At 67.3% G+C, this 26,021-nt stretch carries 16 protein-coding genes; 10 read left to right on the top strand and 6 right to left on the bottom strand.

Translation table 11 applies throughout. The features are described from left to right. Nucleotides 1-487: 487 nt before the first annotated feature. From AC13GA_RS10740 to hemH, 3 genes are all read right to left on the bottom strand, one after another. Complete coding sequence (locus AC13GA_RS10740) at nt 488-2,593, bottom strand: methyl-accepting chemotaxis protein (protein WP_482998101.1); 2,106 nt, start codon at nt 2,591-2,593, stop codon at nt 488-490. A 290-nt stretch (nt 2,594-2,883) separates the two neighbouring features. Continuing rightward, nucleotides 2,884-3,738 carry an alpha/beta fold hydrolase gene (locus AC13GA_RS10745; RefSeq protein ID WP_136639441.1) on the bottom strand — a complete coding sequence of 285 codons (855 nt, stop codon included), beginning with the start codon at nt 3,736-3,738 and terminating at the stop codon, nt 2,884-2,886. After that, nucleotides 3,735-4,697, bottom strand: a complete 963-nt coding sequence (gene hemH / locus AC13GA_RS10750; protein ID WP_046982593.1) for a ferrochelatase — start codon at nt 4,695-4,697, stop codon at nt 3,735-3,737. Before hemH ends, AC13GA_RS10745 begins: the two co-directional genes overlap by 4 nt. A gap of 165 nt (nt 4,698-4,862) precedes the next feature. On the opposite strand from hemH, the gene AC13GA_RS10755 reads away from it, so the two are divergent. The 4 genes from AC13GA_RS10755 (at nt 4,863) to tatC (ending at nt 7,318) form a co-directional block, all read left to right on the top strand. Further along, nucleotides 4,863-5,756, top strand: a complete 894-nt coding sequence (locus AC13GA_RS10755; protein ID WP_046982581.1) for a lipid-binding SYLF domain-containing protein — start codon at nt 4,863-4,865, stop codon at nt 5,754-5,756. Nucleotides 5,757-5,831: 75 nt separating this feature from the next. Further along, nucleotides 5,832-6,059: a Sec-independent protein translocase subunit TatA gene (gene tatA, locus AC13GA_RS10760; RefSeq protein ID WP_012512521.1), complete on the top strand. Its 228-nt coding sequence runs from the start codon at nt 5,832-5,834 to the stop codon at nt 6,057-6,059. A 15-nt stretch (nt 6,060-6,074) separates the two neighbouring features. Beyond that, complete coding sequence (gene tatB / locus AC13GA_RS10765) at nt 6,075-6,572, top strand: Sec-independent protein translocase protein TatB (protein ID WP_308518183.1); 498 nt, start codon at nt 6,075-6,077, stop codon at nt 6,570-6,572. Next, on the top strand, nt 6,569-7,318 hold the full coding sequence (gene tatC / locus AC13GA_RS10770) for a twin-arginine translocase subunit TatC (RefSeq protein ID WP_006403544.1): 750 nt from the start codon (nt 6,569-6,571) through the stop codon (nt 7,316-7,318). Before tatB ends, tatC begins: the two co-directional genes overlap by 4 nt. A gap of 90 nt (nt 7,319-7,408) precedes the next feature. Here the strand turns inward: tatC and AC13GA_RS10775 are convergent, their stop codons facing one another. From AC13GA_RS10775 to AC13GA_RS10785, 3 genes are read right to left on the bottom strand one after another with little or no spacing between them, the layout of a single operon-like run. Next, nucleotides 7,409-8,320, bottom strand: a complete 912-nt coding sequence (locus tag AC13GA_RS10775; protein WP_046982583.1) for a BPSS1780 family membrane protein — start codon at nt 8,318-8,320, stop codon at nt 7,409-7,411. Between the two features lie 51 nt (nt 8,321-8,371). Then, entirely contained in the window at nt 8,372-9,118 is a 747-nt protein-coding gene (locus AC13GA_RS10780; protein WP_046982584.1) for a glutamine amidotransferase, read from the bottom strand. Then, nucleotides 9,090-10,925: a GspE/PulE family protein gene (locus AC13GA_RS10785; RefSeq protein ID WP_482998102.1), complete on the bottom strand. Its 1,836-nt coding sequence runs from the start codon at nt 10,923-10,925 to the stop codon at nt 9,090-9,092. Before AC13GA_RS10785 ends, AC13GA_RS10780 begins: the two co-directional genes overlap by 29 nt. Before the next feature lie 83 nt (nt 10,926-11,008). On the opposite strand from AC13GA_RS10785, the gene glyQ reads away from it, so the two are divergent. From glyQ to AC13GA_RS10815, 6 genes are all read left to right on the top strand, one after another. Further along, nucleotides 11,009-11,920, top strand: coding sequence for a glycine--tRNA ligase subunit alpha (gene glyQ / locus AC13GA_RS10790; RefSeq protein ID WP_006403404.1), 912 nt, complete (start codon nt 11,009-11,011; stop codon nt 11,918-11,920). Nucleotides 11,921-11,991: 71 nt separating this feature from the next. Beyond that, a complete protein-coding gene (gene glyS, locus AC13GA_RS10795) occupies nt 11,992-14,067 on the top strand; it encodes a glycine--tRNA ligase subunit beta (protein ID WP_482998103.1) in 2,076 nt (691 codons plus the stop codon). 256 nt (nt 14,068-14,323) lie between these two features. Continuing rightward, nucleotides 14,324-16,120 carry an autotransporter assembly complex protein TamA gene (locus AC13GA_RS10800; RefSeq protein WP_136639445.1) on the top strand — a complete coding sequence of 599 codons (1,797 nt, stop codon included), beginning with the start codon at nt 14,324-14,326 and terminating at the stop codon, nt 16,118-16,120. Beyond that, a complete protein-coding gene (locus AC13GA_RS10805) occupies nt 16,117-19,980 on the top strand; it encodes a translocation/assembly module TamB domain-containing protein (RefSeq protein WP_482998104.1) in 3,864 nt (1,287 codons plus the stop codon). Before AC13GA_RS10800 ends, AC13GA_RS10805 begins: the two co-directional genes overlap by 4 nt. A gap of 170 nt (nt 19,981-20,150) precedes the next feature. Further along, nucleotides 20,151-22,298 carry a S46 family peptidase gene (locus AC13GA_RS10810; protein WP_482998105.1) on the top strand — a complete coding sequence of 716 codons (2,148 nt, stop codon included), beginning with the start codon at nt 20,151-20,153 and terminating at the stop codon, nt 22,296-22,298. Between the two features lie 135 nt (nt 22,299-22,433). Continuing rightward, on the top strand, nt 22,434-25,880 hold the full coding sequence (locus AC13GA_RS10815; protein WP_046982590.1) for a hybrid sensor histidine kinase/response regulator: 3,447 nt from the start codon (nt 22,434-22,436) through the stop codon (nt 25,878-25,880). Nucleotides 25,881-26,021: the final 141 nt, after the last annotated feature.

Raw genomic sequence — 26,021 nt, forward strand, 5'->3', positions numbered from 1 at the left:
GCTGCGCCGATGGTAGTGTGGCCTAAGCCATGCGAGAGTAGGTCATCGCCAGGGTTTATACCCAAAAACCCCGCTGCTCACGCAGCGGGGTTTTTCTTTGTGTCCCGGATAATGATTCCGGGATTATCTTCCGATGCGGGATTGCGCCTTCGGCGCAGGGCACGGGGATAAAGTTGCCGACCAGCGGCCGGTACTACCTGCAGATCCAGGCCACGCGCGGATGGATTGTTCCCGGGAAGAGCGGCGCCAACCAAGGTTGGCAGCTACCCACGGCAGGCTGAGCGTCAGTAGATCCACGCCACGCGCGGATGCTCTCCGCACCGGAATTCCGATGCCAACCAAGGTTGGCAGCTACCAGTGGTAGCCGGCGCAGGCGGACCCAGCTACTCCGGCAACCGTCTTTTCCTGATCCGTCACGCAGAACACGCAAAAAAAAAGACGGCGCCCTGCGGGCGCCGTCCTCATCAGATCGGGTTGTTGGTCGCGATCAGGCGACCAGGGCAATCCCCTGCGGTGACTGCTGGCGGAACACCGATACCGCTTCGGTCAGTGTCCCGGCCTGCGATTGCAGCTCGCGCGCCGCGGCGGTCGCTTCCTCCACCAGCGCAGCATTCTGCTGGGTTGCCTGATCCATCTGCACCACGGTCTGGTTGATCTGTTCGATACCGATCGACTGCTCCTGGGAGGCGGCCGATATCTCACGCATCAGGTGACTGACGTTCTCCACGCCACCCACGATCGCCTGCATGCGCTGGCCGGCGTCGGCCACCTGCTGTGCCCCGTCGCCAACCTGGCGACCGGCTTCGTCGATCAGCTTCTTGATCTCCTGGGCTGCAGCAGCCGAACGTTGTGCCAGGACACGAACCTCGCTGGCGACTACGGCAAAGCCGCGGCCCTGCTCGCCGGCCCGTGCTGCTTCCACAGCGGCGTTCAATGCCAGGATATTGGTCTGGAAGGCGATACCGTCGATGACGCCGGTGATGTCGCCGATCCGCTTCGACGCACCCTCGATGGCCTGCATGGTATCGACCACCCGTTGCATGGCGGCGTTGCCGTCGCCGGCCGCGCTCTGCGTGGCGGCCGCCAACGTACTGGCCTCCCGTGCGTGGGCGGCGTTCTGGCGCACCGTGGCCGTCAGTTCCTCCATCGATGCCGCGGTTTCCTGCAGGTGCGCGGCCTGGCGCTCGCTGCGTTCGGACAGCGCGCCGTTGCCGGCGGCAATCTCGCTGGCTGCCGTGCTGATCGACGCCGCGCACTGCTGGATGTGGCCTACCATCCGCGCCAACTGCCCGGCGGTGGCATTGGCGTCGCGCTGGATCGCAGCGAAGGCTCCGTGGTATTCACCGCGCATGCGGCGGTCGAGATCACCGTTGGCCAAGGCCGAAAGCATCTGCCGCACTTCATCGACAGTGCCGCCCAAGGTATCGAGCAGCTGATTGATGCCACCGGTCAGTCCATCCAGGAAGCTGGCGCCCTCGCTGACCTGCAGGCGCTGATCGAGATCACCCGCGGCAGCTGCAGCGACGATGCCGGCAACTGCGTTCTCCAGGGCCAGCTCATGAGTGCGGTCGTGCCACTCCACGGCGAAGACCAGCCGCGCGCCCTGCGCGTCGAACACCGGCGTGACTACCTGTGCGAAGTGCACCGGCCCGATCTGCACCTTGCCGTTGTGGGTCACCTGCAGGCCGTTGAGGATGGCGCGGATGCGGTCCGGGTTGGCATGGAAGCGATGGATGCTGCTGCCGACCAGGCGTTCGGCGTCAAAATCGGGAAACGCCTGGCGCAGGGTGGCCTGCTGGTTGCGCAGCAGGGCTACCACCGAGCGGTTCACGTAGCGGATCACGTGATCGTTGTCGGCAATCATCATTGCCGTGCGCGATGCATCCAGTGCCTGGCGGATCTGTGCGTTCTCGGCATTGGCCTCTGCTTCGCGGCCGCGCTGCGCCTGTACATGGCGGGCGGTATCGGCCAGCGCGTGTGCCAGCGAACCCGGTGCATACGCGCTGGTGTCCGCGTGTGCACCGAGATCGGCGCCGGTGGCGATATCACGCGCGAGCGCGGCCAGTCGGCGTGGACCGTGGCCGAGGGCCTCGGTCTGCTGGCGAAGGCGCAGCGCGACCTGGCCAAGGAACAGGGTCAGGCCGGCAAGCAGGGCGGCCTGCAGCAGGGTCGGCAGCACCGCAGCGCCATCCAGCGTCGGCGCCAGCAGTGTGAGCGTGCCGACACCACCGGCCAACCACACCGGCAGGCGATCGCGATGACCCAGCAACGCGCCCAGCAGCAGTGCGATCGGCAGCGCCGGCGACAGACCGGTGATCGCACACAACAGCGTCAGCTGCAGTGACAACAGCAGCGCCAGGCCATTGCGGGCGATGACCTGACCCGCCTGCGGGCCAGCAAGCCACATGGCAGGCAATACCGCGACGGCGGCCAACGAGGCGCTCAGCACCTGTGGGCCGCGCACGGCCAGCAGCAGGCCGGCCACGGCCAGGGCCGCACTGCCAAGCAGCAGGCGACGATCAGCACTACGCGCGAGCTGCTGCAGATGCGGCAGGCGGGCGGTATCGGGGGGACGGGAGAATGCAGCGGACATCGGCGACTCCTGGATCAACAAACGACAACGGCCACGCCCTGATGCACGCGCAACGGCGTGCTCATGGCATGGACCGGGAATTGGGGGAATGCGGCGCAATCAACGCCGCAGCGACGGCGCGCCGTGACCCCATCCTGTGGGTGACGGTGCAGTAAAGCGGGCATGCGGACTTCCTTGCAGAACCAGACACACGCCGCAGGCCCGACCGGACCCGCGTGCCGCGGGCGCAGGGGCCCGCAACTGGTGTATCGGCCGCAAGCGCGCAGAGTGAAGTGCGCGCCGGTCCGGACTCAGCCGGCGTTGTCGTTGTTGAAGAAGCGCAGGATCACTTCGGCGATCCGTGCCGGGTCTTCCATGTGCAGGTGGTGGTTGCCGGGAAACACCGCCAGCCGTCCATCACGCAGGTGCCGCAGGCGATCACTACGCATCGGCTCCGGATAGTAGGACTGCGCCGGCGTGGCATAGATCACCTGTGTCGGGCAGGCGATGGCCTGCAGCAGGTTGTCGATCTGGCCTTCGCTGAGGCGGATCGCGGTGGGCAGCATCAGGCGTGGATCACTGCACCAGCGGTAGCCGCCTTCCACGGGTTCGACGCCGCGTTCGACCAGCAGCCGTGCGCAGCCTTCGCTGAGCTGGTTGGTCATCATCCGCGCGCGGATCGGTGCGGCCAGGTCGGGAAATACACGCAGCTGCTTGCGGGCCAGGCCACGTGTGGCATTCACATGCTCGCGCAGGCGGTTGGCGGTTTCTTCCTCGGGCCCGCGCAGGCCACCGAGTGCTTCGATCGCCACCAGCCGTTCGATGCGGTCGCTGACCGACGCGGTGAGGCTGGCGATGCCGGCGCCCATCGAATGGCCGAGCAGGGTGAAGCGGTCCCAGCCCAGTGCATCGGCGACATCGAGCACGTGGCAGATCGCGGCTGCGGTGGTGTAGCTGGCACCGGCCGGCAGATGCGCGCTGTGGCCATGGCCGGGCAGGTCGATTGCCACCAGCTGCAACGATGACAGGTGGGGTGCCAGCGGCATGAAGCTGGCCGCGTTGTCGAGCCAGCCATGCAGGGCCAGCACACGCGGGCCGTCGCCGTGGTTGCGCAGGCCGGCGACGCGGCTGCCACCCACCTCGAGTTCAAACGGCTGCAGGCTCATGCCAGTGACGCCACGGCCAGCCGTGCCAGCGCACGCGCGTGATCTGGTTCGGCGTTGAGGCACGGGATGTAGCGCATCTTCGCGCCACGTTCGGCCAGCGTTTCGGTGAAGCCCATCGCCACTTCTTCCAATGTTTCCAGGCAGTCGGTGGCGAAACCCGGGCAGACCACGTCGATCTGCTTCACGCCGGATTCGGCCAGCGCCCACAGGCTGGGCTCGGCGTACGGCTGCAGCCAGCGTTCGCGGCCGAAGCGCGACTGGTAGCCGAGTTGCCACTCGTCGTTGGCCAGGCCCAGTGCATTGGCGATGGCACGTGCACTGGCCTCGCAGCGCTGCGGATACGGGTCACCGCCATCGGCCAGGCGCTGTGGGATGCCATGGAAGGAGAACATCAGCTTCTGGCCGCGGCCATGCTGCTCCCAGTAGCGCCGGATGGAGCCGGCAACCGCCTCGACCCAGCCCGGATCGACTGAATAGTCGCGGACCAGGCTGACGGTCACGCCCGGGTTGCGGCGCTGCCAGGCATCGACACGGTCTTCGACCGAGGCGGTGGTGGTCGTCGAGTACTGCGGATACAGCGGCAGCACCACGATGCGGCGCGCGCCTTCGGCGGCCAGGCGGTCGAGCTCGCTGCCCAGTGCCGGTTCACCGTAGCGCATCGCATGGCGTACCGTCAGCGACGGCAGCAGCGCCTGCATGGCCTGCGCCAGCTGACGGGTATACACCATCAGCGGTGAGCCATCGGGCAGCCAGACCTGGGCATACTTGGCCGCCGAACGGCTGCTGCGCAGCGGCAGGATCAGCCCCCGCAGCAGCGGCTGCCACAGCAGCGCCGGGATCGAGACCACGCGGGGGTCGGACAGGAATTCAGCCAGGTAACGGCGTACGGCAGGAGCCGTCGGCGTCTCGGGCGTGCCTAGGTTGACCGCCAACACGGCGGTATCGGGTGCGTCGAGCATGGTGGCTATTGTCGCCGATCCGATGCCGCGCCGGGATGCAGGGTTCGGATTGCAGGCATAGCCCACGTCAATGTGGGTGGGCAACGCTCATTGGCGATTCATGGCAACACTATTAATTTCAGTCACTTGCTATATCTTTCTATGGACTGACTTCTGGAGCCTGCCATGCGTCGCCCGATCCAAGCCCTGCTGATCGCCGCCACTCTGCTGTCCAGCCAGGCCATGGCCGGACCGCAGGAAGACCAACGCGCCCGCAATGCGGTACGTGTGCTGGCCGAAATCCAGGGAATCCCTGAACAGGGTATTCCTGACAAATTGCTGGACGAAGGCCGCGCCGTCATCGTCATTCCCGACACGATCAAGGCCGGTCTGGTCATTGGTGGTCGCCGTGGGCATGGCCTGATGTCGGTGCGCATGCCCAACGGCGCCTGGTCCAACCCGGTGTTCATCAAGCTCACTGGTGGCAGCATCGGCTTCCAGGCCGGTGTGCAGTCCTCCGACGTGGTGCTGGTGTTCCGCAACGACCGCAGCCTGGACAATCTGGTCAACGGCAAGTTCACCCTTGGCGCCGATGCCGGTGTCGCGGCGGGCCCGGTTGGCCGCAATGCCGCTGCTGCGACCGACGGCCAGCTGAAGGCCGAGATCTGGTCGTGGTCCCGCGCTCGTGGCCTGTTCGCCGGTGTTGCCCTTGATGGTGCGGTGCTGCAGATCGACGATGCCGCCAACCTCGACGCCTACGGCAGCAACACCACGCCGCGGATGATCTTCGAAGGCCGTGCGTCGGGTTCGCCGTCGATGGATGTGGTCGCCTTCCGCGACCGCCTGGAAGAGGCCACCTACGCCGCTCGCAACAACCGCAACGGCAACGGCGGCAACGCCCCGCGGCCGGCAGCAGTCCCGGCCGCTGCGCCGGCGCCTGTTCAGGCAGCGCCCGCCGCGCCGGCCGAAGCCACCACCGCGCCGCTGCAGAACGTGCCGCAGGCCCCGCCGCCGCAGCAGCAGGGCTTCCAGCCGGTCACCGACGGTGAAATCCGCACGGAAACGCTGGGCGGAAACTGACTTTCGTCACGCGCGCCGGCTAACACCCGGTGCGCTATGCTCGACAGCCTGATCACTAACGTAACGAGCGTCTTTATGGGCAGTTTCAGCATCTGGCATTGGTTGGTCGTGCTGGCCATCGTCCTGCTGGTGTTCGGCACCAAGCGCCTGACCAGCGGCGCCAAGGATCTCGGTTCGGCGGTCAAGGAATTCAAGAAGGGCATGCGCGACGAGGACAAGCCGAACGCGCAGCTGGGCGATGAATCGCGTAGCCAGGATGCCTCGCGCACCGCGCAGGACGAGCACGACCGCACCCCACGCTGATCCGGAGCGGTTGCGGTGTTTGATATCGGCTTCAGCGAACTGCTGGTGATTGCGGTGGTTGCCTTGGTGGTGCTCGGTCCCGAGCGCCTGCCCAAGGCGGCCCGCTTTGCCGGCCTGTGGGTACGTCGTGCCCGCAATCAGTGGGATTCGGTGAAACAGGAACTGGAGCGCGAACTGCAGGCCGAGGACATCAAGCGGCAGATGCAGGACGTGCGCCAGGGCATGCAGGACACCGAGAACCAGTTGCGTGCCAGCGGTGAAGCAATCCGCCGCGAAGCGCAGCAGGCGCAGCAGCAGGGCGATGACCTGGTGCAGGACGTGCGTACACCCGCACAGGCGGATCTGCCGCCACACCTGAGCCAGCCGGCCGAGACCGATGCGCCGGCACAGGACAACGGCCTGGTTTCGACAAAGGCTGCTACGGAAGGCGCTGTTTCTTCAGGGGCCGTTCCTGCCACGTCCCCTGAAGCCGGCCCGACGCCGCCGACGCAGAGCACGGAGCGTCATCCATGAGTGAACAGGACTTCGGCGAAAGCTCGCTGGTTGAACATCTGGTGGAACTGCGCGGACGCCTGGTACGCGCGCTGCTGGGTCTGGGCGTAGTGCTGCTGGGCCTGCTGCCGTTCACCCAGAAGCTGTACAACGCCTTGGCCGAACCGCTGGTCTCGCAGCTGCCGAACGGGCAGACGATGATCGCCACCAACCCGGCCGGCGCCTTCTTCGCCCCGCTGAAGCTGACCTTCTTCGTCGCCCTGTTCGTGGCGGTGCCGTGGCTGCTGTACCAGCTGTGGGCGTTCGTGGCCCCGGGCCTGTATGCGCGCGAGAAGCGCCTGGCGGTGCCGTTGCTGGTGTCGTCGGTGCTGCTGTTCTACGCCGGCTGCGCCTTCGCCTACTTCCTGGTGCTGCCGGCGGTGTTCCACTTCCTCACCACCTTCAGCCCGGACGTGATCGCGATCACCCCGGATGCGAACGCCTACCTGGACTTCGTGCTGGCGATCTTCTTCGCTTTCGGCGGCAGTTTCGAACTGCCGGTGGCGATGGTGATCCTGGTGCTGCTGGGCTGGGTGACGCCGCAGCAGTTCAAGGAAGGCCGCGGTTACGCGATCGTCGGCATCTTCGTGGTGGCGGCGGTGCTGACCCCGCCGGATGTAGTCTCGCAGCTGATGCTGGCGATCCCGATGTGCCTGCTGTACGAGCTGGGCATCCACGCCGCACGCTGGCTGGTGCCGTCGTCGGTGGTGAAGAAACCCGCCGCATGATGCGGTAGCGCCGGGCCATGCCCGGCGTGTCTTGGTTCTCGATGCGATGTCGGCCGCCGGGCATGGCCCGGCGCTACCGTTGAGCGCCGGTCAGGCGTGGAACACGTCGCTCGAGGTCGGCGTGCTCGGAATCGGCGGGGCCGCGCGGCTGCCGCGGTGCACGAACATCTGCTTCCACGCGGCATAGACCGCGCCGACATACAGCGGCATCAGTACCGTGGTCAGTACCAGCTGGGCGATGAAGGCCGCCGCCAGCGGGCCACCGATCAGCATCGCGATCTGGATCACGATCACGAACAGGATGTACATGCAGAACGCGGCGATCAGCCCGAGTACGGCGAACACGATCATCGCGCCGATGTTCTCGATGCAGCCCTGCAGACTCAGGCGCAGCGCATGCATGCCGCTCTGCTTGTCGAACACCACCAGCGCCGGCTGGGTGAACATCGCCAGCGACAGCGCCACCGCGCTCAGGAACACCAGCAGCATCCACAGCGCGATGCGCTTGGCCGGCAGGTTGGCGACCAGTGCGGCTGCGTCATCCGGCTTGATCTGCTGGCCGCTACGGCTGATCTCTTCCATCTTGGTCATGACCTCGCTGAAGGCGGTGAAGCCCTCGCGGCCGATCATCATGAACAGCAGCGCGCCCAGCAGCAGCACCGCCAGCACCTGGATCGCCAGCGGCACCAGCAGGTGGCTGACGCGGTGGTCGCGGATCGGCTGCAGCAGGTGCGAGGCCAGGCCCGGGCGGCCTTCGTCGATCTCGCCCACGGCATACAGCATGCCGCCGAACATGATCGGCGAAATGGCCAGGGTCATCAGCTGCACGGCCATGCCGGCGGCACCGGGAATCAGCGTCGACAGCAGGGTCACCACCCAGCTCACCAGCAGCCAGGTCAGGCCGATCCGGGCCAGCTGCAGCGGCGCACGCCGATACAGGGAGAACGTATCCAGCAACCATTGAGCACCCGCCGAGGCCGGCAGCTTGCGAATCTCTTTCATGGACATCCGGGAGGGACAGAAAGGGGGCCGGGCAGTCACCCGTGCCGCCGATTATCCCTGTTTTGTCGCCGGCTGGGCTGAAGACAGCCGCGCCTGGCGGACGAAGCGGCGCAACAGCTGGCGGGCCAGCGGCGCGGCACTGACCGCACGCTCGATGCTGCGGGCGCAGCCGCCGTGGCGGCCGATGCAGTCGGCGCGGGCACGTACGTAGCCGCGCATGTGGTGGGTGGCGAACTCGGGATGGAACTGCACGCCCCAGGCCTGGCGCCCCCAGCGGAAGGCGTGGCAGCCGTCCAGCGGAGAGCGCGCCAGCACCTCGGCACCGTCCGGCGCGCGCAGCACCGTCTGCAGGTGAGTGGCATGGGCGGCGAAATGCTGCGGCAGGCCCTGGAACAACGGGTCCTGCGCGGCCTGCGGCTGCAGTTCCAGCTCGATCGTGCCGGACTCACGGCCGGCCGGGTTGTAGGCCACCTCGCCACCCAGCGCGTGCGCCAGCAGCTGGTGGCCGTAGCAGATGCCGAACACCGGCAGGTCGTCGTGGGCGGTCTGGCGCAGCCACGCCGCACTGCGTTCGCTCCATTCGGCATGGTCGGTGACGAAGGCAGCCGAGCCGGTCACCAGCACGCCGGCGAAGGCATGCGGGTCGGGCAGGGCGCCACCGTGTTCGACATCGACCACCACCGTCTCGTGATCCTCCAGCCCGGCGGCAACGCGGATCCAGTGCGGGAAGCGCCCGTAGCGGCGCAGCGACGGAACCGGGCGGCCGGTTTCAAGGATCAGGAATGGGGCTGGGTTCATCCGGGGGCGGCAGGACTGACAGGACTTCCTCGATTGTAGTCAGCCCCTGCGCCACCTTTTCAAGCCCGGCCTGGCGCAGGGTTCGCAGCCCTTCAGCCCGCGCGGCGCGGGTGAAACCGGCCAGATCCATGTCGGCGCGGATCTGCCCGCGCAGCCGCGAGCCCAATGGCAGCAACTCATACAGGCCGATGCGGCCCAGGAATCCGGTGCGCCGGCACTCCAGGCAACCGACCGGCCGACAGGGCGTGGCGGCATCTGGATATGCAGCATGGCTATCAGCCAGAACCGCCCAATCGGCCGCGCCGAGACTGTGTGGCTGCTTGCAGTGCGGGCACAGCGTGCGTACCAGGCGCTGGGCAAGGATGCCGTTGAGGGTGCTGGCCAGCAGGTAGTGCGGCACGCCCAGGTCGAGCAGGCGGGTGACCGCCGAGGGCGCGTCGTTGGTGTGCAGGGTGGACAGCACCAGGTGGCCGGTCAACGAAGCCTGCACCGCCATCTGCGCGGTTTCCAGGTCGCGGATCTCACCGATCATGATGATGTCCGGGTCCTGCCGCAGCAGGGTGCGCACGCCGCTGGCGAAGTCCAGGTCGATGTTGGTCTGCACCTGCATCTGGTTGAACTCGGGCGCGATCATCTCGATCGGGTCCTCCACCGTGCACACGTTCACGTCCGGCGTGGCCAGGCGCTTCAGCGTCGAATACAGGGTGGTGGTCTTGCCCGAGCCGGTCGGGCCGGTCACCAGCACGATGCCGTGCGGACGCTCCACCAGCGCATTCCAGCCAGCGGCCTCCTGCGGGCTGAAACCGAGCTGGTCGATGCTCTTGAAGGCGGCATCGGGGTCGAAGATGCGCATCACGCACTTCTCGCCGAAGGCGGTGGGCATGGTCGACAGGCGCATCTCGACCTCGCGGCCGCCGGGCGAACGGGTCTTGATGCGACCATCCTGCGGGCGCCGGCGTTCGGCCAGATCCATGCGGCCAAGCACCTTGATGCGGCTGACCACGGCGGTCATCACCGCCGGCGGCACCTCGAACACCTTGTGCAGCACGCCGTCGATGCGGAAGCGCATGCGCCCCATCTCGCGGCGCGGCTCCAGGTGGATGTCCGACGCGCGCTGCTCGTAGGCGTACTGCAGCAGCCAGTCGACGATATGCACGATGTGCTGGTCGTCGGCGTTGACGTCGCCGGTGCGGCCCAACTCGACCAGCTGCTCGAAGCTCGGCATGGTGGTGTTGGCCTCGCCGCGCACGTCGCCACCGGCCCCGCGCACCGAGCGGGTCACCCCGTAGAACTCCATGGTGTAGCGGTGCAGGTCCAGCGGATTGACTACCGCCAGCTCGATCCGGCGCCGGGTCAGGTGCTGCAGGTCACGGCGCCATTCCTGCACCAGCGGCTCGCTGGTGGCCACCAGTACGCGCTCGGCATCCACCGCCAGCGGCAGGAAGCGGTGGCGGCGGGCGTAGGCGTGGGAGACCAGTGCGGTGACGGCGGCAACGTCGACCCGGGTCGGATCGATACGCAGGTAGCGGCTGCTGGTGCGCCGCGCCAGCCACTCGGTGAGGCGCTCCAGGGTCAGCTCGCCGCCGCCACTGGCCGCCAGCTTGAGGTTGGACAGCAGCACCAGCGGGTGCACTTCGCTGGCATTGCGCGCGCCCTGTGCGGAAAACCGCATGCGTTCCCGGTCCTGCTCGGCCACCAGGCCATCGGCGATCAGGGCCGCGCCCACCTGTTCGAACTGCAGGCGACCCCACGGCAGCGGTACGCCGCCAGCCTCGCCGGGCGTGCCCACCGGCAGCCGATGTTCCATCTGCCTGCTCCTCCCGGGTACGGAATGCCCCGCAGGTCGGCCGTTATACTAGCGCACCCCCTTGCCGGCCAAGACTCGTACGCATGTCCGCGACCCCGACCGTTCCGATCACTTTCCAGGGCCTGATCCAGACCCTGAACCAGTTCTGGGCCCAGCAGGGCTGCGTGCTCATCCAGCCGCTCGACCTGGAGGTGGGCGCCGGTACCTTCCACCCGGCCACCTTCCTGCGTGCGATCGGTCCGGAAAGCTGGAACGCGGCCTACGTGCAGCCCTCGCGCCGCCCGACCGACGGCCGCTACGGCGAGAACCCGAACCGCCTGCAGCGCTATTACCAGTACCAGGTGGCGATGAAGCCGGCGCCGGACAACATCCAGCAGCTGTACCTGGATTCGCTGAAGGCGCTGGGCATCGATCCGCTGGTGCACGACCTGCGCTTCGTCGAGGACAACTGGGAATCGCCGACGCTGGGCGCCTGGGGCCTGGGCTGGGAAGTCTGGCTCAACGGCATGGAAGTGACCCAGTTCACCTACTTCCAGCAGGCCGGTGGCCTGGAGTGCCGCCCGGTGCTGGGCGAGATCACCTATGGTCTCGAACGCCTGTGCATGTACCTGCAGAACTGCGACAACGTCTACGACCTGGTGTGGACCTACGGCCCGGACGGCCAGCCGGTGACCTACGGCGATGTGTACCACCAGAACGAAGTTGAGCAGAGCACCTACAACTTCGAATACGCCGACGTGGAAGAAATGTTCCACCGCTTCGATGCCTGCGAGCGTGAAGCGCAGAAGCTGGTGGAAGTGAACCTGCCGCTGCCGGCCTACGAACAGGTGATGAAGGCCAGTCATACCTTCAACCTGCTCGATGCACGCCGCGCGATCAGCGTGACCGAGCGCCAGCGCTACATCCTGCGCGTGCGCGCGCTGGCCCAGGCGGTGGCCAAGGCGTACTACGAGCAGCGCGAGAAGCTGGGCTTCCCGGGCGCGAAGAAGGCCTGACGGCCGCTCTCCCCCTTACTCCGGGGCGCCGGACGCGTCGCGCGCTGCGCCCCCACCACAGGATTGAAACGATGAGCCAATTGTCCCCCCTGCTGATCGAACTGGGCACCGAAGAGCTACCGGTCAAGGCGCTGCCGGGCCTGGCCCAGGCCTTCTTCGATGGCGTTGTCGACGGCCTGCGCAAGCGCGGCGTCGCGCTGGAACTGGGCGATGCACGCCCGCTGTCGACCCCGCGCCGCCTGGCCGTGCTGCTGCCGGGCGTCGGCCTGGAGCAGCCGGAACAGCACAGCGAAGTGCTGGGCCCGTACCTGAACATCGCGCTGGACGCCGAAGGCCAGCCGACCAAGGCCCTGCAGGGCTTCGCCGCCAAGGCCGGGATCGACTGGACTGCGCTGGAGAAGACCACCGACAACAAGGGTGAGCGTTTCGTGCACCGCGCGGTGACGCCGGGCGCGAGCACCGCCAGCCTGCTGCCGGAGATCCTGCGCGAGGCAATTGCGGCGATGCCGATTCCCAAGCCGATGCGCTGGGGCGATCACGCCTGGGGCTTCGCGCGCCCGGCCCACTGGCTTGTGCTGCTGCACGGTGCCAACGTGGTTGAAGCCGAGCTGTTCGGCCTGCAGGCCGGCCGCGTCAGCCGTGGCCATCGCTTCCACCACGACCAGGCGGTGTCGCTGGCACAGCCGCAGGACTATGTTGAAGCCCTGCGCGCCGCCTTCGTGCTGGTCGACCCGAGTGAGCGCCGCGCGCGCATCGTCGCCGAGGTCGAGGCCGCCGCGGCCAAGGCCGGTGGCAGTGCGCGCATCACCGAAGACAACCTGGAGCAGGTGGTGAACCTGGTCGAGTGGCCGTCGGCGGTGCTGTGCAGCTTCGAGCGCGCGTTCCTGGCGGTACCGCAGGAAGCGCTGATCGAAACGATGGAGATCAACCAGAAGTTCTTCCCGGTGCTGGATGACAGTGGCACGCTGACCGAGAAGTTCATCGGCATCGCCAACATCGAATCGAAGGACGTGGCTGAAGTGGCCAAGGGCTACGAGCGCGTGATCCGCCCGCGCTTCGCCGATGCCAAGTTCTTCTTCGACGAGGACCTGAAGCAGGGCCTGGTGTCGATGGGTGACGGCCTGAAGACAGTGACCTACCAGGCCAAGCTGGGCAGCGTGGCCGACAAGGTGGCGCGCGTGGCGGCCCTGGCCGAGGTGATCGCACCGCAGGTCGGCGCCGACGCCGCACAGGCCCGGCGTGCCGCCGAGCTGTCCAAGAATGACCTGCAGTCGCGCATGGTCAACGAGTTCCCGGAACTGCAGGGCATCGCCGGCCGCCACTACGCCGTGGCCGGTGGCGAAGCGGAGGATGTGGCGCTGGCCATCGACGAGGCCTACCAGCCGCGCTTCGGTGGCGATGACATCGCACTCTCGCCGCTGGGCAAGGTGCTGGCCATTGCTGAACGCGTGGACACGCTGGCCGGTGGTTTCGCCGCGGGTCTGAAGCCGACCGGCAACAAGGACCCGTTCGCCCTGCGCCGCAACGCGTTGGGCCTGGCCCGTACCATCATCGAAAGCGGTTTCGAGCTGGACCTGCGCGCGCTGCTGGCCAGTGCCAACGCCGGCCTGGCTGCGCGCAACGTGCAGGCCGACGTTGGCGAACTGTACGACTTCATCCTCGACCGCCTGAAGGGCTACTACGCTGACAAGGGCGTGCCGGCCACGCACTTCAACGCCGTAGCCGAGCTGAAGCCGGCCTCGCTGTACGACTTCGACCGCCGACTGGATGCGATCGGCACCTTCGCCGCGCTGCCGGAAGCCGAGGCGCTGGCTGCGGCCAACAAGCGCATCCGCAACATCCTGCGCAAGGCAGAAGGCGACATCCCGGGCCAGATCGACCCGGCGCTGCTGCAGGAAGACGCCGAGCGCGCGCTGGCCGAAGCGGTCACCGCGGCCATCGACGACACCGGCACCAGCCTGCAGCAGAAGGACTACGTGGCCGTGCTGGCGCGCCTGGCGCGCCTGCGCCCGCAGGTCGATGCCTTCTTCGATGGCGTGATGGTCAATGCGGAAGATCCGGCCCTGCGTGGCAACCGCCTGGCGCTGCTGACGATGCTGGGCGAGCGCCTGGGCAAGGTCGCGGCGATCGAGCATCTGTCGAGCTGACGCCCGTATCGGTAGTGCCGGCCGCTGGCCGGCGTTGCCACCGCGTTTCGAATCGATGTGTGGGTTGCCGGCCAGCGGCCGGCACTACTGGAACATCGCCGGCGGATGTCCATCGGGGTCATTGCCGGCATCGCGCACGATGCCGGCATCCTCGCCTTCAATTGCGATGATCGCCACAAAGGCGCGTATTTTGACCGCCACTTAACAACCGATCCCCAATGACGTGATGCATTTCGCATCGTCACCTCCGGTCGGTATGCTGTGCCGCATGCAGCCAAAGAAATACGCCCTGCCGCTGATGGTCCTGACGCTGGCCGCCACCTCCGTGGCCCATGCGCGCGGCACCATCGACAAGGTGGACATCAAGGGATTGGACAAGGGCGACGACGCCGCAATCATCGAGAACATCCAGGAATCGCTGTCGCTGTACGACACGATCGGCAAGGAACAGGGCGAATCGCGCCTGGAGTACCTGCTGTCCCAGGCCGAGCGGCAGACCCGCCAGGCGCTGGAGCCGTTCGGGTACTACAACCCGGTGATCAAGGTCGAGGCGCCGCGCGAGGACGAGCACGTGCGCGTGCTGATCCACGTCGACAAGGGCACCCCGGTGACCGTGCGTCGCGAGCACATCGACATCACCGGCCCGGCGATGTACGACCAGTACCTGCAGGACGACCTGGCCAAGTTCAAGCCGCGCAAGGGCCAGCGCTTCGTGCATACCCAGTACGAGGCCAGCAAGATCACCGTCACCCGCCGCCTGGCCGAGCGCGGTTACTTCGACGCCGACTACACCCAGCGCCAGGTGCAGATCACCCGCGCCGACAACGCTGCCGACATCGACCTGACCTGGGACAGCGGCCGCCGCTACAACATGGGCCCGGTGCGTTTCGAGCAGGACTACTTCGTCGACAAGCTGTTCGACCCGCTGGTGTACTGGGACCAGGGCAGCTACTTCCACGAGGGCAAGCTGGACCGGCTGCGCGAGTCGCTGACCAAGCTGGATTACTTCAGCGTGATCGACATCCAGCCGCGGCCGGACCAGGCCGATGAGAACGGCGAAGTGCCGGTGGACGTGAAGCTCACCCGCGCCAAGCGCACCATTTACACCGCCGGCCTGAGCTACGGCAGCGAGAGTGGCCCGGGTGTGCGCGGTGGCATCGAGCGGCGGTGGCTGAACAACCGCGGCCACAAGATGAACACGCAGCTGGACTATGCACAGAGGCGCAAGAGCCTGGTCACCAGCTACCGTATTCCCGCCTTCAAGTGGCTTGATGGCTGGTACACCTTCGCCGCCAGTGCCTACGACGAGCAGACCGATTACATCGACCTGCGCAACTTCAAGCTGATCGCCAGCCGCAGCGGCGAGATCAACGAGCACTGGACCGCGATCGCCTCGATCAACGCGCTGCGTGAGCGCTGGCGCTATGCCTCGGGTACCGAGTTCACCGACGCGGTCTACAACACCTCGACGCTGGTCTACCCGCAGCTGGTGGCCGACTACGTCAACGTCGACGACGAGATGTTCCCGCGCAAGGGCATCAGCGGCACCGCGACGATGCGTACCGGCATTGAAGGCGTGGGTTCGGACACCAGCTTCGTGCAGGCCAACGCCGTGCTGCGCTGGTACATCCCGGTGGGTGAAAGCAACCGCCTGATCCTCCGCGGCGAAGGCGGCACCACCTGGACCAGCGATCTGGTGGCGATGCCGCCCAGCCTGCGCTACTTCGCCGGTGGCGACCGCAGCATCCGCGGCTACGCCTATCGCGAGGTCGGCCCGCGGACCCCGGCGCCGGACAAGTACGCGCTGGGTGCCAAGAACCTGGTGATCGGTTCGGCCGAGTACGAGCACTACTTCAATGGCGGTCCGTGGGGCGCGGCGGTGTTCGTTGACACCGGCAGCGCGTTCGACAACACCATTGACCTGCATACCGGCGTTGGCTTCGGCGTGCGCTGGAAGTCGCCGGTGGGGCCGGTGCGCGTGGATATCGCGCATGGCCTGAACAACCCGGATTCGCAGTTCCAGCTGTACCTGAACATCGGAGCGGACCTGTGAGCACGCCCGCACCGACTCCGTCGCCGAACACGCCGCCGCCGCGCGTGCGCTTCTATCGCCGCCGCCGCTTCTGGGCGTGGTCCGGCGCCGGCGTGGTCGGCCTGGTGCTGCTGGCCCTGCTGGCGGTGTACTGGCTGCTGCAGACCGTGGCCGGACGCGATGTGCTGCTGGCACAGGTGGTGGCACGGCTGCCGGTGGGCGCCAGCTTCACCTGGGACAAAGTCGACGGCCCGGTGGCCGGCCCGCTGACCCTGTACAACGTCGACTTCCGCTACGACGACATCCATTTCCATGCCGAGCGTGCACACCTGGAGCCGGACCTGCGCCCGCTGCTGGGCCGCAAGCTGCTGCTGGACAAGCTGGAACTGACCAACGCGACGTTGAACCTGGCCAAGAGCGACGAGCCGTTCAAGCTGCCGTCGTGGCCCGATTCGCTGCCGCAGATCGAAATGCCGCTGGCGATCCAGGCCGATGCCATCGCCATCGACGGTTTCCGCATCAGCCAGGCCAACGAGCCGGTGATCGACATCAGCCGCGTGCGCGGCGGCATCGAGATCGCCAATGGCGAGTTCCAGGCGCGCAAGCTGGTAGTGGACAGCGACATGGGCAATTTCACTGCCCAGGGCCGCTACATCCCGGCCAAGGACTACGACACCGATGTGACCGTCACTGCGGTGCTGCCGGCGCCACGTGGCCGCACCGCCGCTACCCTGGGCCTGGTCGCGCGCGGTGACCTGTCGCACATGGAGGTGGCGGTGGCCGGGCGTGCGCCGAAGCCGCTGCACGCGATGCTGGTGTTCGATGGCCGCACCGATCCGAGCTGGAGCGCCAGCGTGCGCAGCGACGAGCTGGATCTGGCGCTGTTGTCACCGGCACTGGCGAGCTCGGCAATCGCCCCGCTGGCGCTGGATTTCACCGCCGCCGGCAAGGGTGGCAATGCCAACCTGCGCGGCAAGGTGAAGCAGGGCGACCAGGAACTGGAGCTGGCGCCGTCGGTGGTATCGCTGCAGGACCAGGTGCTGAAGGTCTCGCCGCTGCTGGTGAAGGGCTTTGGCGGCGAAGCGCGCCTGGAAGGCACCGCCGATTTCAGCCAGGAAGACCAGCAGAAGCTCAACTTCTCGGTGGTCGCGCATGACCTGACCTACGTGCCGGCAGCGGATCCGAACACGGCCGGCAGTGCGCCGGTACCGGTGACCCTGAAGGAAGCACGCTTCGGCCTGGCCGGTACCCTGAAGGCCTGGGCGGCGATCGGTCGTGCCGATGTCGAGCGCGAAAAGCAGAAAGCACAGCTGCGCTTCGACGTGCGTGGCAATGACCAGGCCGCTGAGATCCGCGAACTGCAGGCGCAGACCCCGGGCGGGCAGCTGCAGGTGGAAGGCAAGGTGGCCTGGGCACCGCAGCTGGACTGGGACGCGAAGGCCACGCTGAAGGATTTCGATCCCGGCTACTTCGCGCCAGGCTGGGACGGGCGCCTGTCGGGCAATCTGGCTTCCAAGGGCCGCCAGCTGCCGGCGCCGGCCAATGCGCCGCCGGGCACCGCCGGCACGCTGGAAGCCACGGTGGATCTGCCGTCGCTGAAGGGCATCCTGCGCCAGCGCAATCTCGATGCGCAGGGCAAGTTCGCGCTGCAGGGTGAGCAGGGCCAGGGCGACCTGAAACTGTCGCTGGGCAGCAGCCGGGTGACCGCTTCGGGCAAGGTTGGCGATCGCCTCGACATCGACGCGCGCTTCGAACCGCTGCAGCTGAGTGACCTGCTGCCGGGCGCCGATGGTGGCCTGCGTGGCCAGGTACAGGTGAAGGGCCCGCGCGATGCGCCGGACATCACCGCCGACCTGGTCGGCAACAACCTCAACTGGGATGGCTACGGCGCCGAGAGCGTGAGCATCAAGGGCCGCCTGCCGTGGCGCGGCGACAGCGGCACGCTGGCGATCCAGGGCCAGCAGGTCAATGCCGGCATGCTGCTGGAGCGGCTGTACATCGACGCGCAGGGCAGTGTCTCCAACCTGCGCCTGGCCGCGCAGACCCGCAACGAGCTGGGCGCGGTCGAACTGCAGGGCAGCGTCCGCCAGCAGGGCGCGCAGTGGCGTGGCGAGCTGGCATCGCTGCGCATCGCACCGGTGAAGGGCGATGCCTGGTCGTTGCGTGCACCGGCGGCGTTTGCGATCAACGGCAGCACCTACACGCTGGGCGAAGCCTGCCTGGCTGCTGCCAGCAGCGGCGCACTGTGCGCACAGGCCAACTGGCCGCGCGAGGGCCTGGTGGTGCGCAGTGATGCGCTGCCGCTGGCGCTGGTGCAGCCGTGGCTGCCGCCGCAGTCCGGCCGTCGCATCTACCTGCGCGGCGATGTCAGCCTGGACGCGCAGATCCGACCGCGCGGCAACGCCTGGGAAGGCCATGTGGAAGTGCGCTCGAAGGAAGGCGGCGTGCGCCTGGGCGAGAACCGCAACACGGTGGGGGACACCACGCGTGGCGAACTGGTGCGCTACGACCAGTTCTCGCTCAAGCTGGACATGACCCCGGCCAGCATCAAGGGCTACCTGGGCATGGGCTTCCAGGGCAACGGCTTCGTCGATGCGAAGATGCAGACCGGCTGGGAAGCCAGCGCGCCATTGAATGGCGAGCTCTACCTCAACATGTCGCGGCTGTACTGGCTGGAGCTGTTCTCGCCGGACATCGTGCGCCCGACCGGCCTGATCGAAGGCCACGTGAGCCTGCGTGGCACGCGCGGCCAGCCGTCGCTGGGCGGTGATGCGCAGCTGAGCAACTTCAAGGGCGAGTTCCCGGCGCTGGGCCTGACCTTCGACCAGGGCAAGGGCAGCTTCGTCGCCCAGCCCGATGGGTCGGCCAAGATCACCGCACAGGCTAATTCGGGCAAGGGCACGCTGTATGTCGACGGCGGCCTGTCCTGGTTCGGCGATGCGCAGCCGCTGCAGCTGAAGATCCACGGCGACAACGTGCTGCTGTCCAACACCAGCGAGCTGCGCATCGTCGCCAATCCCAATCTCGACTTCACCCTGGCCAAGGCCGCGATGGAACTGCGCGGAACGGTGCATGTACCCGAGGCCGACATCGATCTGGAGCGCCTGGACCGCGGCACCTCGGTGTCTGAAGACGTGGTGGTGCTGGATCCGGCCGATCCGGAAGAGTCGCGCACCTCGCCGCTGGACATGGACCTGACCGTCAGCCTCGGCGACAAGGTGAAGATGACGGGCTTCGGCCTGAAGGGCGCGCTGACTGGCAAGATGCAGGTCTGGGCCAAGCCCGGCCGCGAGATGACCGCCAATGGCGGGCTGGAAGTGAGCGGTCGCTACAAGGCCTATGGCCAGGATCTGACCATCACCCGCGGCAACCTCACCTGGAACTACAACGCGGTGTCCGACCCGCGCATCAACATCCGCGCCGAGCGCCGGATCGGTGATGTCACCGCGGGCATCGACGTGACCGGGCGGGCGCAGCAGCCGCGTGCGGATGTGTGGTCCGAGCCGGCGATGTCGCAGTCCGAGGCACTGGGTTACCTGGTGCTGGGGCGCAGCCTGACCGGCGCCAGCAGTGACCAGACCCAGCAGGTCAACGCCGCCTCGGCGGCGCTGTCGGCAGGCAGTGGCCTGTTGGCGTCGCAGCTCGGTGCCAAACTGGGCCTGGACGATGCCGGCGTGAGCCAGTCGCGCGCGCTGGGTGGCTCGGTGATCGGCGTCGGCAAGTACATCTCGCCCAAGCTGTATGTCGGCTACGGCGTGTCGCTGGTGGGTGCCGGCTCGGTGATCACGCTGAAGTACCTGCTGCGTCGTGGCTTCGACGTGGAAGTGGAATCGAGCACGGTGGAAAACCGTGGATCGATCAACTGGCGGCGGGAGAAGTAACGATGCGGTAGTGCCGGTCGCTGGCCGGCAACTGCACCGTATCTCCGGAGTTGCGTGGGTTGCCGGCCAGCGGCCGGCACTACCGTGCACGTCGACCCAACCATCGGCCGTTGCCCCATCCGCCCCCAGCGGCTATGGTCCCGGGCTGTTCTGTCGTACCGGATCGCCTCATGTCACCACGCAAAGCCTTTCCCACCGCCCTGGCCCTGGGCCTGACCCTCGCCGCCGGCGCCCACGCCGATGAAGGCATGTGGATGCCGACGCAGCTGCCGGAACTGGCCAAGCCGCTGCAGGCAGCAGGTTTCAAGGGCAATCCGGCCGATCTGGCCAACGTCACCGCGCCGCCGCTGAGCGCCGTGGTGCGTGCCGGTGGCGGCACCGGTTCGTTCGTGTCTGCTGACGGCCTGCTGCTGACCAACCACCACGTGGCGATGGGCGTGATCCAGTACAACAGCTCGCCCGAGCACGACCTGATCAACGGCGGCTTCATCGCCAAGGGCCGCGCCGACGAGCGCCCGGCCAACCCGGACTTCCGCGTACTGGTCACCGTCGGCTTCGACAAGGTGACCGACCAGGTGCTGGCACAGGCCAAGGGCAAGACCGGTCGTGCCTACTTCGATGCCGTGGATGCGGCCAGCAAGCAGATCGTGGCCGAGTGCGAGAAGGACGGCAGCGTGCGCTGCTCGGTGGCCAACATGTACTACGGCACCGACTTCTACCGCATCGCCCAGCTTGAGCTGAGCGACGTGCGCCTGGTCTATGCGCCACCGCGTGCGATCGGCAACTACGGCGATGAGATCGACAACTTCATGTGGCCGCGCCACACCGGCGACTTCACCCTGTTGCGTGCCTACGTGGGCAAGGACGGCAAGCCGGCCGCCTATAGCAAGGACAACGTGCCCTACCAGGCCCCGGCGCACCTGCAGATGTCGGTGGAAGGCCCGAAGGAGGGCGACTACGCGATGCTGGCCGGTTACCCGGGCATCACCTATCGCCATCGCACCGCCGCCGAATTCGCCGGCCAGATCGATACCGTGCTGCCGCGCCGCGTGTCGGTGTTCCAGCAGATGATCGACACCATCGAGGCCGCCAGCGCCAAGGACGCGCAGGCGCGCACCCGCTACGCCTCGCAGCTGCAGTCGCTGAAGAACAACCGCAAGCGCGCCGCGGGTGAGCTGGAAGGCCTGCTGCGCAGCGACGCCAAGGCCCAGCGTGCCGCCGACGAGACGGCGATGCTGGCGGCCACCGACCGCAAGTACCAGGGCGACATCAAGGCGCTGCTGACCAACCTGTCGCAGGGCGCGGCGGTGGGCGAGCGTGACCTGCTGCTGGACCAGATGGCCGCACAGAGCCAGCTGCTGCGCTCGGCGCTGCTGCTGGAACGCCTGCGCATCGAATCGGCCAAGCCGGACGCGCAGCGCGAGAGCGGTTTCCAGCAGCGCGACCAGGCGATGATCGAAGGCGTGCTCAAGCAGGTCCAGCGACGTTACGCGCCCGAGGTCGAGAAGGCGCTGCTGACCACCCTGCTGAGCCGCTACCAGCAGCTGCCGGACGCGCAGCGCGTGGCAGAGTTCGACACCGCTTTCGGCCGTACCCCGGAGCAGCTGGCCAAGGCACTGGACACCCTGTACGCCGGCACCCAGCTGGGTGACGAGGCGCAGCGCCTGTCGCGCTTCGCTGCTGCGCGCGAAGGCAAGGCATTGGCCGCCGATCCGCTGATCGCCGTGGCCGGCCCGTTGGTGGCCGCGCAGCTGCGCATCGAGAACGAGAGCAAGACCCGCGAAGGCGAGCAGCTGCGCCTGCGCCCGGCCTACATGCAGGCGCTGTTCGCCTGGCGTGCCAAGCAGGGCCGCGCGGTGTACCCGGATGCAAACCGCACCCTGCGCATCAGCTACGGCAAGGTCGAGGCGCTGCACCCGCGCGATGGCGTGACCTACTCGCCGGTGACCACCGTGGCCGGCATCGTCGAGAAGAACACCAACGCCTATCCGTTCGACGCACCCAAGCCGCTGCTGGCGGCCATCGCCAAGGGCGACTTTGGCAGCACCGCCGATCCGGCACTGAAGACCCAGACCGTCAATTTCCTGACCAACCTGGATACCACCGGTGGCAACTCCGGCTCGCCGGTGCTCAACGCCAAGGGCGAACTGATCGGCCTGAACTTCGACAGCAACTGGGAGTCGGTCAGCGCCAGCTGGTGGTTCGACCCGCGCTACAAGCGCGCCGTGCACGTGGACATGCGCTACCTGCGCTGGCTGCTGGCCAAGGTCTACCCGGCGCCGGAACTGCTGAAGGAAATGGGCGTTCCGGCCCAATAAGAAGCCGGCCACGACCAACGGTTGTGGCCCGCACCGCGTAAGCCCCCACCTTGGTGGGGGTGGTTGCCCCCAACGAGCCCGTACACCCGGCCACGCCTGGCCTACACTGCGGGTTCTTCCGACGGAAACGCGCGCGTGGTCTCCAGCTGGATCCTGCTGCTGGTCTCGGTTGCCTATGCTGCGCTGCTGTTCGGCGTGGCGTGGTGGGGCGACCGTCGGCCGATGTATCCGGATAGACCCTGGCTGCGGCCAGTGGTCTACAGCCTTGCGCTGGCCGTGTACTGCTCGTCGTGGACCTTCTACGGCGCAGTCGGCACCGCCGTGCGCAACGGCGTGGGTTATCTGCCGATCTATATCGGCCCGTTGCTGTTGTTGTTGTTCGGCTGGCGCATCATTGAACGCCTGGCGCTGATCGCGCGCAGCCAGAACGTGGTCTCGATCGCCGACTTCATCTCCTCGCGTTTCGGCCGCTCACGGCGGCTGGCGGCGCTGGTGGCGATCATTGCGCTGATCGGCATCATTCCGTACCTGGCCCTGCAGTACAAAGCGGTGGCAATGAGCCTGCAGGTGCTGACCGGCAACACAGGCCCGACCGGGTTCTTCAGCGATCCGGCGCTGTACGTGGCGCTGTTGATGGCGCTGTTCGCCACCCTGTTCGGCACCCGCCAGGTCGATGCCACCGAGCACCACCACGGCATGATGCTGGCCATCGCGCTGGAATCGGTGATCAAGCTGGTGGCGATGGTGGCGGTGGGCGTGTTCGCCTATGTGTGGCTCAGCGACCGCAACGAGGCGGTGGTGGAATCGGTGCATACGCTGTTCACCGGGCTGCCGCCGGTAGGCTTCATCTCGCAGACCCTGCTCAGTTTCCTCGCCATCATCTGCCTGCCGCGCCAGTTCCACGTGGCCGTGGTTGAATGCGGTGACGTGCGCGATGTGCGCCGCGCGCGCTGGATGTTTGGTGGTTACCTGGTACTGATTTCGGCGATGGTGCTGCCGATCGCTACCGCGGGTGTCAGCCTGTTCGGCACCGGCAGCAGCGTCGCAGATGATTCGATGGTGCTGGCGTTGCCGCTGGCCGAGGGGCGCAACGCCCTGGCGCTGATCGCCTACGTAGGCGGATTCTCCGCCGCTACCGGCATGGTCATCGTGTCTTCGATCGCGCTGGCTACCATGGTCAGCAACGACCTGGTGATGCCGGTGCTGCTGCGCCGCAGTGGTGATCACCAGGAAGCGGCCGACGTCGCTTCACGGGTGTTGTGGATCCGCCGCCTGGCGATCCTGCTGCTGGCGTTGATGGCCTACAGCTACTACCGCAGCAGCAGCAACGACAGCACGCTGGCCTCGTACGGCCTGATGGCCTTCGCCGCGGTGGCCCAGTTCGCGCCGGGCCTGATCGGTGGCCTGTACTGGCGCGGTGCCAGCCGCCGCGGTGTCGAGACCGGCATGCTGCTGGGCTTCGCTACCTGGCTCTACACACTGCTGCTGCCGGCGATGACCATCGCCGGCTGGATGGACGACGGCTGGGTGCAGAACGGCCCGTTCGGTATTGCCTGGCTGCGCCCGCAGCAGTTGTTCGGCATGACCGGCTGGGATCCGCTGACCCACGGCACGTTCTGGTCGCTGCTGGTCAACGCGGCGACGATGATGCTGGTGTCCGCGCGCTGGCGTCCCGGCGTGGACGAGCGCCTGCGCGCTGCACCGTTCCTCGACCCGTATGCCGAACGCCCGTCGGTGGCCGGTGGCTGGCCCGGTCACGTGCATGTGGGCGACCTGCTGGCGCTGGCCTCGCGCGTCGTGGGTGAACGCCATGCACGGCGCTCGTTCTTCGAACAGGCGCAGTCGCTGGGCCGTGAGCTGCAATCCTCGGCACCGGCCGACCGGCCGTGGGTGCAGTTCACCGAGCGCCTGCTGGCTGCCTCGATCGGCGCGGCATCGGCACGCCTGTTGCTGACCAGCCTGCTGCGTGGTTCGGGCATGGACCTGGGCGAAGTGGTGGCGGTGCTGGATGAAGCCGGGCAGGAGCTGCGCTTCAACCGCGAGATCCTCTCGACCACACTGGAGAACATCAGCGCCGGGGTCAGCGTGGTCGACCCGGACATGCGCCTGACTGCATGGAACCGCCGTTACCAGGACATGTTCGGCTACCCCGACGGCATGCTCTACGTCGGCCGGCCGGTGGCTGACCTGATCCGCTACAACGCCGAACGTGGTGAGCTGGGCGAGGGCGATATCGAAATCCAGATCAACCGCCGCATCGGCTACATGCGGGCCGGTTCACCGCACGTGTTCGAACGCACCCGCAGCGACGGCAAAGTGATCGAGATGCGTGGCCAGGCACTGCCCGGTGGTGGCTACGTGACCAGCTACAACGACATCACCGACTACAAGCACGCCGAGCGCGCGCTGCTGGAAGCCAATGAAACGCTGGAACAGCGCGTGGCCGAGCGTTCGCATGAAGCCGAGGTCGCGCAGCAGTCGAAGACCCGTTTCCTGGCCGCGATCAGCCATGACGTGCTGCAGCCGCTGAATGCCGCGCGGCTGTTTGCCTCGGCGCTACGCGACAGCGACCATGTGAGTGACGAGCAGAAGCATCTGGCCGAGCGCGTGGATGCTTCGCTGCGTGCGGCCGAGGAACTGCTTGATGGCCTGCTGGACGTGTCACGTCTGGATGCCGGTGGCCTGCACCCGGTGATCGGCGAGTTCGATGTGAGCGCGCTGATGCGCGAGCTGGCCGCGCAGTACACCCCGGTCGCCGCTGGCCGTGGCCTGCGCCTGGACCTGTTCGCACGCCCGGCGTGGGTTCGTAGTGACCGGCGCCTGCTGCGCCGCGTGCTGCAGAACTTCCTCGCCAATGCGCTGCGCTACACGCGCCAGGGACGCATCGTGCTGGCGGTGCGTCACCGCGGCGACGAGGTGGAACTGCAGGTGTGGGACACCGGCCCGGGTATTCCCGAGCACCACATGCGGCAGATCTTCGACGAGTTCCATCGCTACCAGCAACCGTTCGACTGGGGTGAGCAGGGGCTGGGGTTGGGCCTGTCGATCTGCCAGCGCATCTCGCGCCTGCTTGATCATCGGTTGAACGCACGCAGCCGCGTGGGTAGTGGTTCGATGTTCTCGATCATCCTGCCGCGGGTGGCACCGCTGCCGGGCTATACCGAGCTGGCCACACCTGCACAGACCGTAGCCGCGCCAGTGCGCAGCGATTCGCTGGCGGGCCTGCGCGTGCTGTGCGTGGACAACGACGAAGAGATCCTCGACGGCATGCGCGCGTTGCTGGGCCGTTGGCAGGTGCAGGTGATCACCGCCGCCACCGTCGACCAGGCACTGGAGAAGATCGCCGAGCGCCCGCAGGTGATGCTGGTGGATTACCACCTGCACGACCGCATGGATGGCTTGGATGCGCTGGTGGCGCTGCGCGAGGCGGCCGGCTACCCGCTGCCCGGCGCGCTGCTGACTGCCGATGGTCGCGACGAGCTGAAGCGGATGGCACGCGAACGGGGATACCGCGTGCTGACCAAGCCGATCAAGCCGGCCTCGCTCCGGGCCTTCCTGGGCGCGCTGCGTGATGCGCAGTAATGCCGGCCGCTGGCCGGCAATCGTAACGTGAAACCGTGCCAGGCAAGCCTGGCATCTACCAGAGCTTCATCGGCCTGGCAGTAGATCCACGCCATGCGTGGATGTGATGCCTGGTAGTGCCGGCCGCTGGCCGGCAACCAC

The organism is Stenotrophomonas sp. 22DLJC03 (assembly GCF_056861405.1).

Excerpts from the sequence above, each read along its gene's own strand:
- AC13GA_RS10740 (WP_482998101.1), bottom strand. The coding sequence starts at position 2,593 with ATGTCCGCTGCATTCTCCCGTCCCCCCGATACCGCCCGCCTGCCGCAT.
- AC13GA_RS10745 (WP_136639441.1), bottom strand. The coding sequence starts at position 3,738 with ATGAGCCTGCAGCCGTTTGAACTCGAGGTGGGTGGCAGCCGCGTCGCC.
- hemH (WP_046982593.1), bottom strand. The coding sequence starts at position 4,697 with ATGCTCGACGCACCCGATACCGCCGTGTTGGCGGTCAACCTAGGCACG.
- AC13GA_RS10755 (WP_046982581.1), top strand. The coding sequence starts at position 4,863 with ATGCGTCGCCCGATCCAAGCCCTGCTGATCGCCGCCACTCTGCTGTCC.
- tatA (WP_012512521.1), top strand. The coding sequence starts at position 5,832 with ATGGGCAGTTTCAGCATCTGGCATTGGTTGGTCGTGCTGGCCATCGTC.
- tatC (WP_006403544.1), top strand. The coding sequence starts at position 6,569 with ATGAGTGAACAGGACTTCGGCGAAAGCTCGCTGGTTGAACATCTGGTG.
- AC13GA_RS10775 (WP_046982583.1), bottom strand. The coding sequence starts at position 8,320 with ATGAAAGAGATTCGCAAGCTGCCGGCCTCGGCGGGTGCTCAATGGTTG.
- AC13GA_RS10780 (WP_046982584.1), bottom strand. The coding sequence starts at position 9,118 with ATGAACCCAGCCCCATTCCTGATCCTTGAAACCGGCCGCCCGGTTCCG.
- AC13GA_RS10785 (WP_482998102.1), bottom strand. The coding sequence starts at position 10,925 with ATGGAACATCGGCTGCCGGTGGGCACGCCCGGCGAGGCTGGCGGCGTA.
- glyQ (WP_006403404.1), top strand. The coding sequence starts at position 11,009 with ATGTCCGCGACCCCGACCGTTCCGATCACTTTCCAGGGCCTGATCCAG.
- glyS (WP_482998103.1), top strand. The coding sequence starts at position 11,992 with ATGAGCCAATTGTCCCCCCTGCTGATCGAACTGGGCACCGAAGAGCTA.
- AC13GA_RS10800 (WP_136639445.1), top strand. The coding sequence starts at position 14,324 with ATGCTGTGCCGCATGCAGCCAAAGAAATACGCCCTGCCGCTGATGGTC.
- AC13GA_RS10810 (WP_482998105.1), top strand. The coding sequence starts at position 20,151 with ATGTCACCACGCAAAGCCTTTCCCACCGCCCTGGCCCTGGGCCTGACC.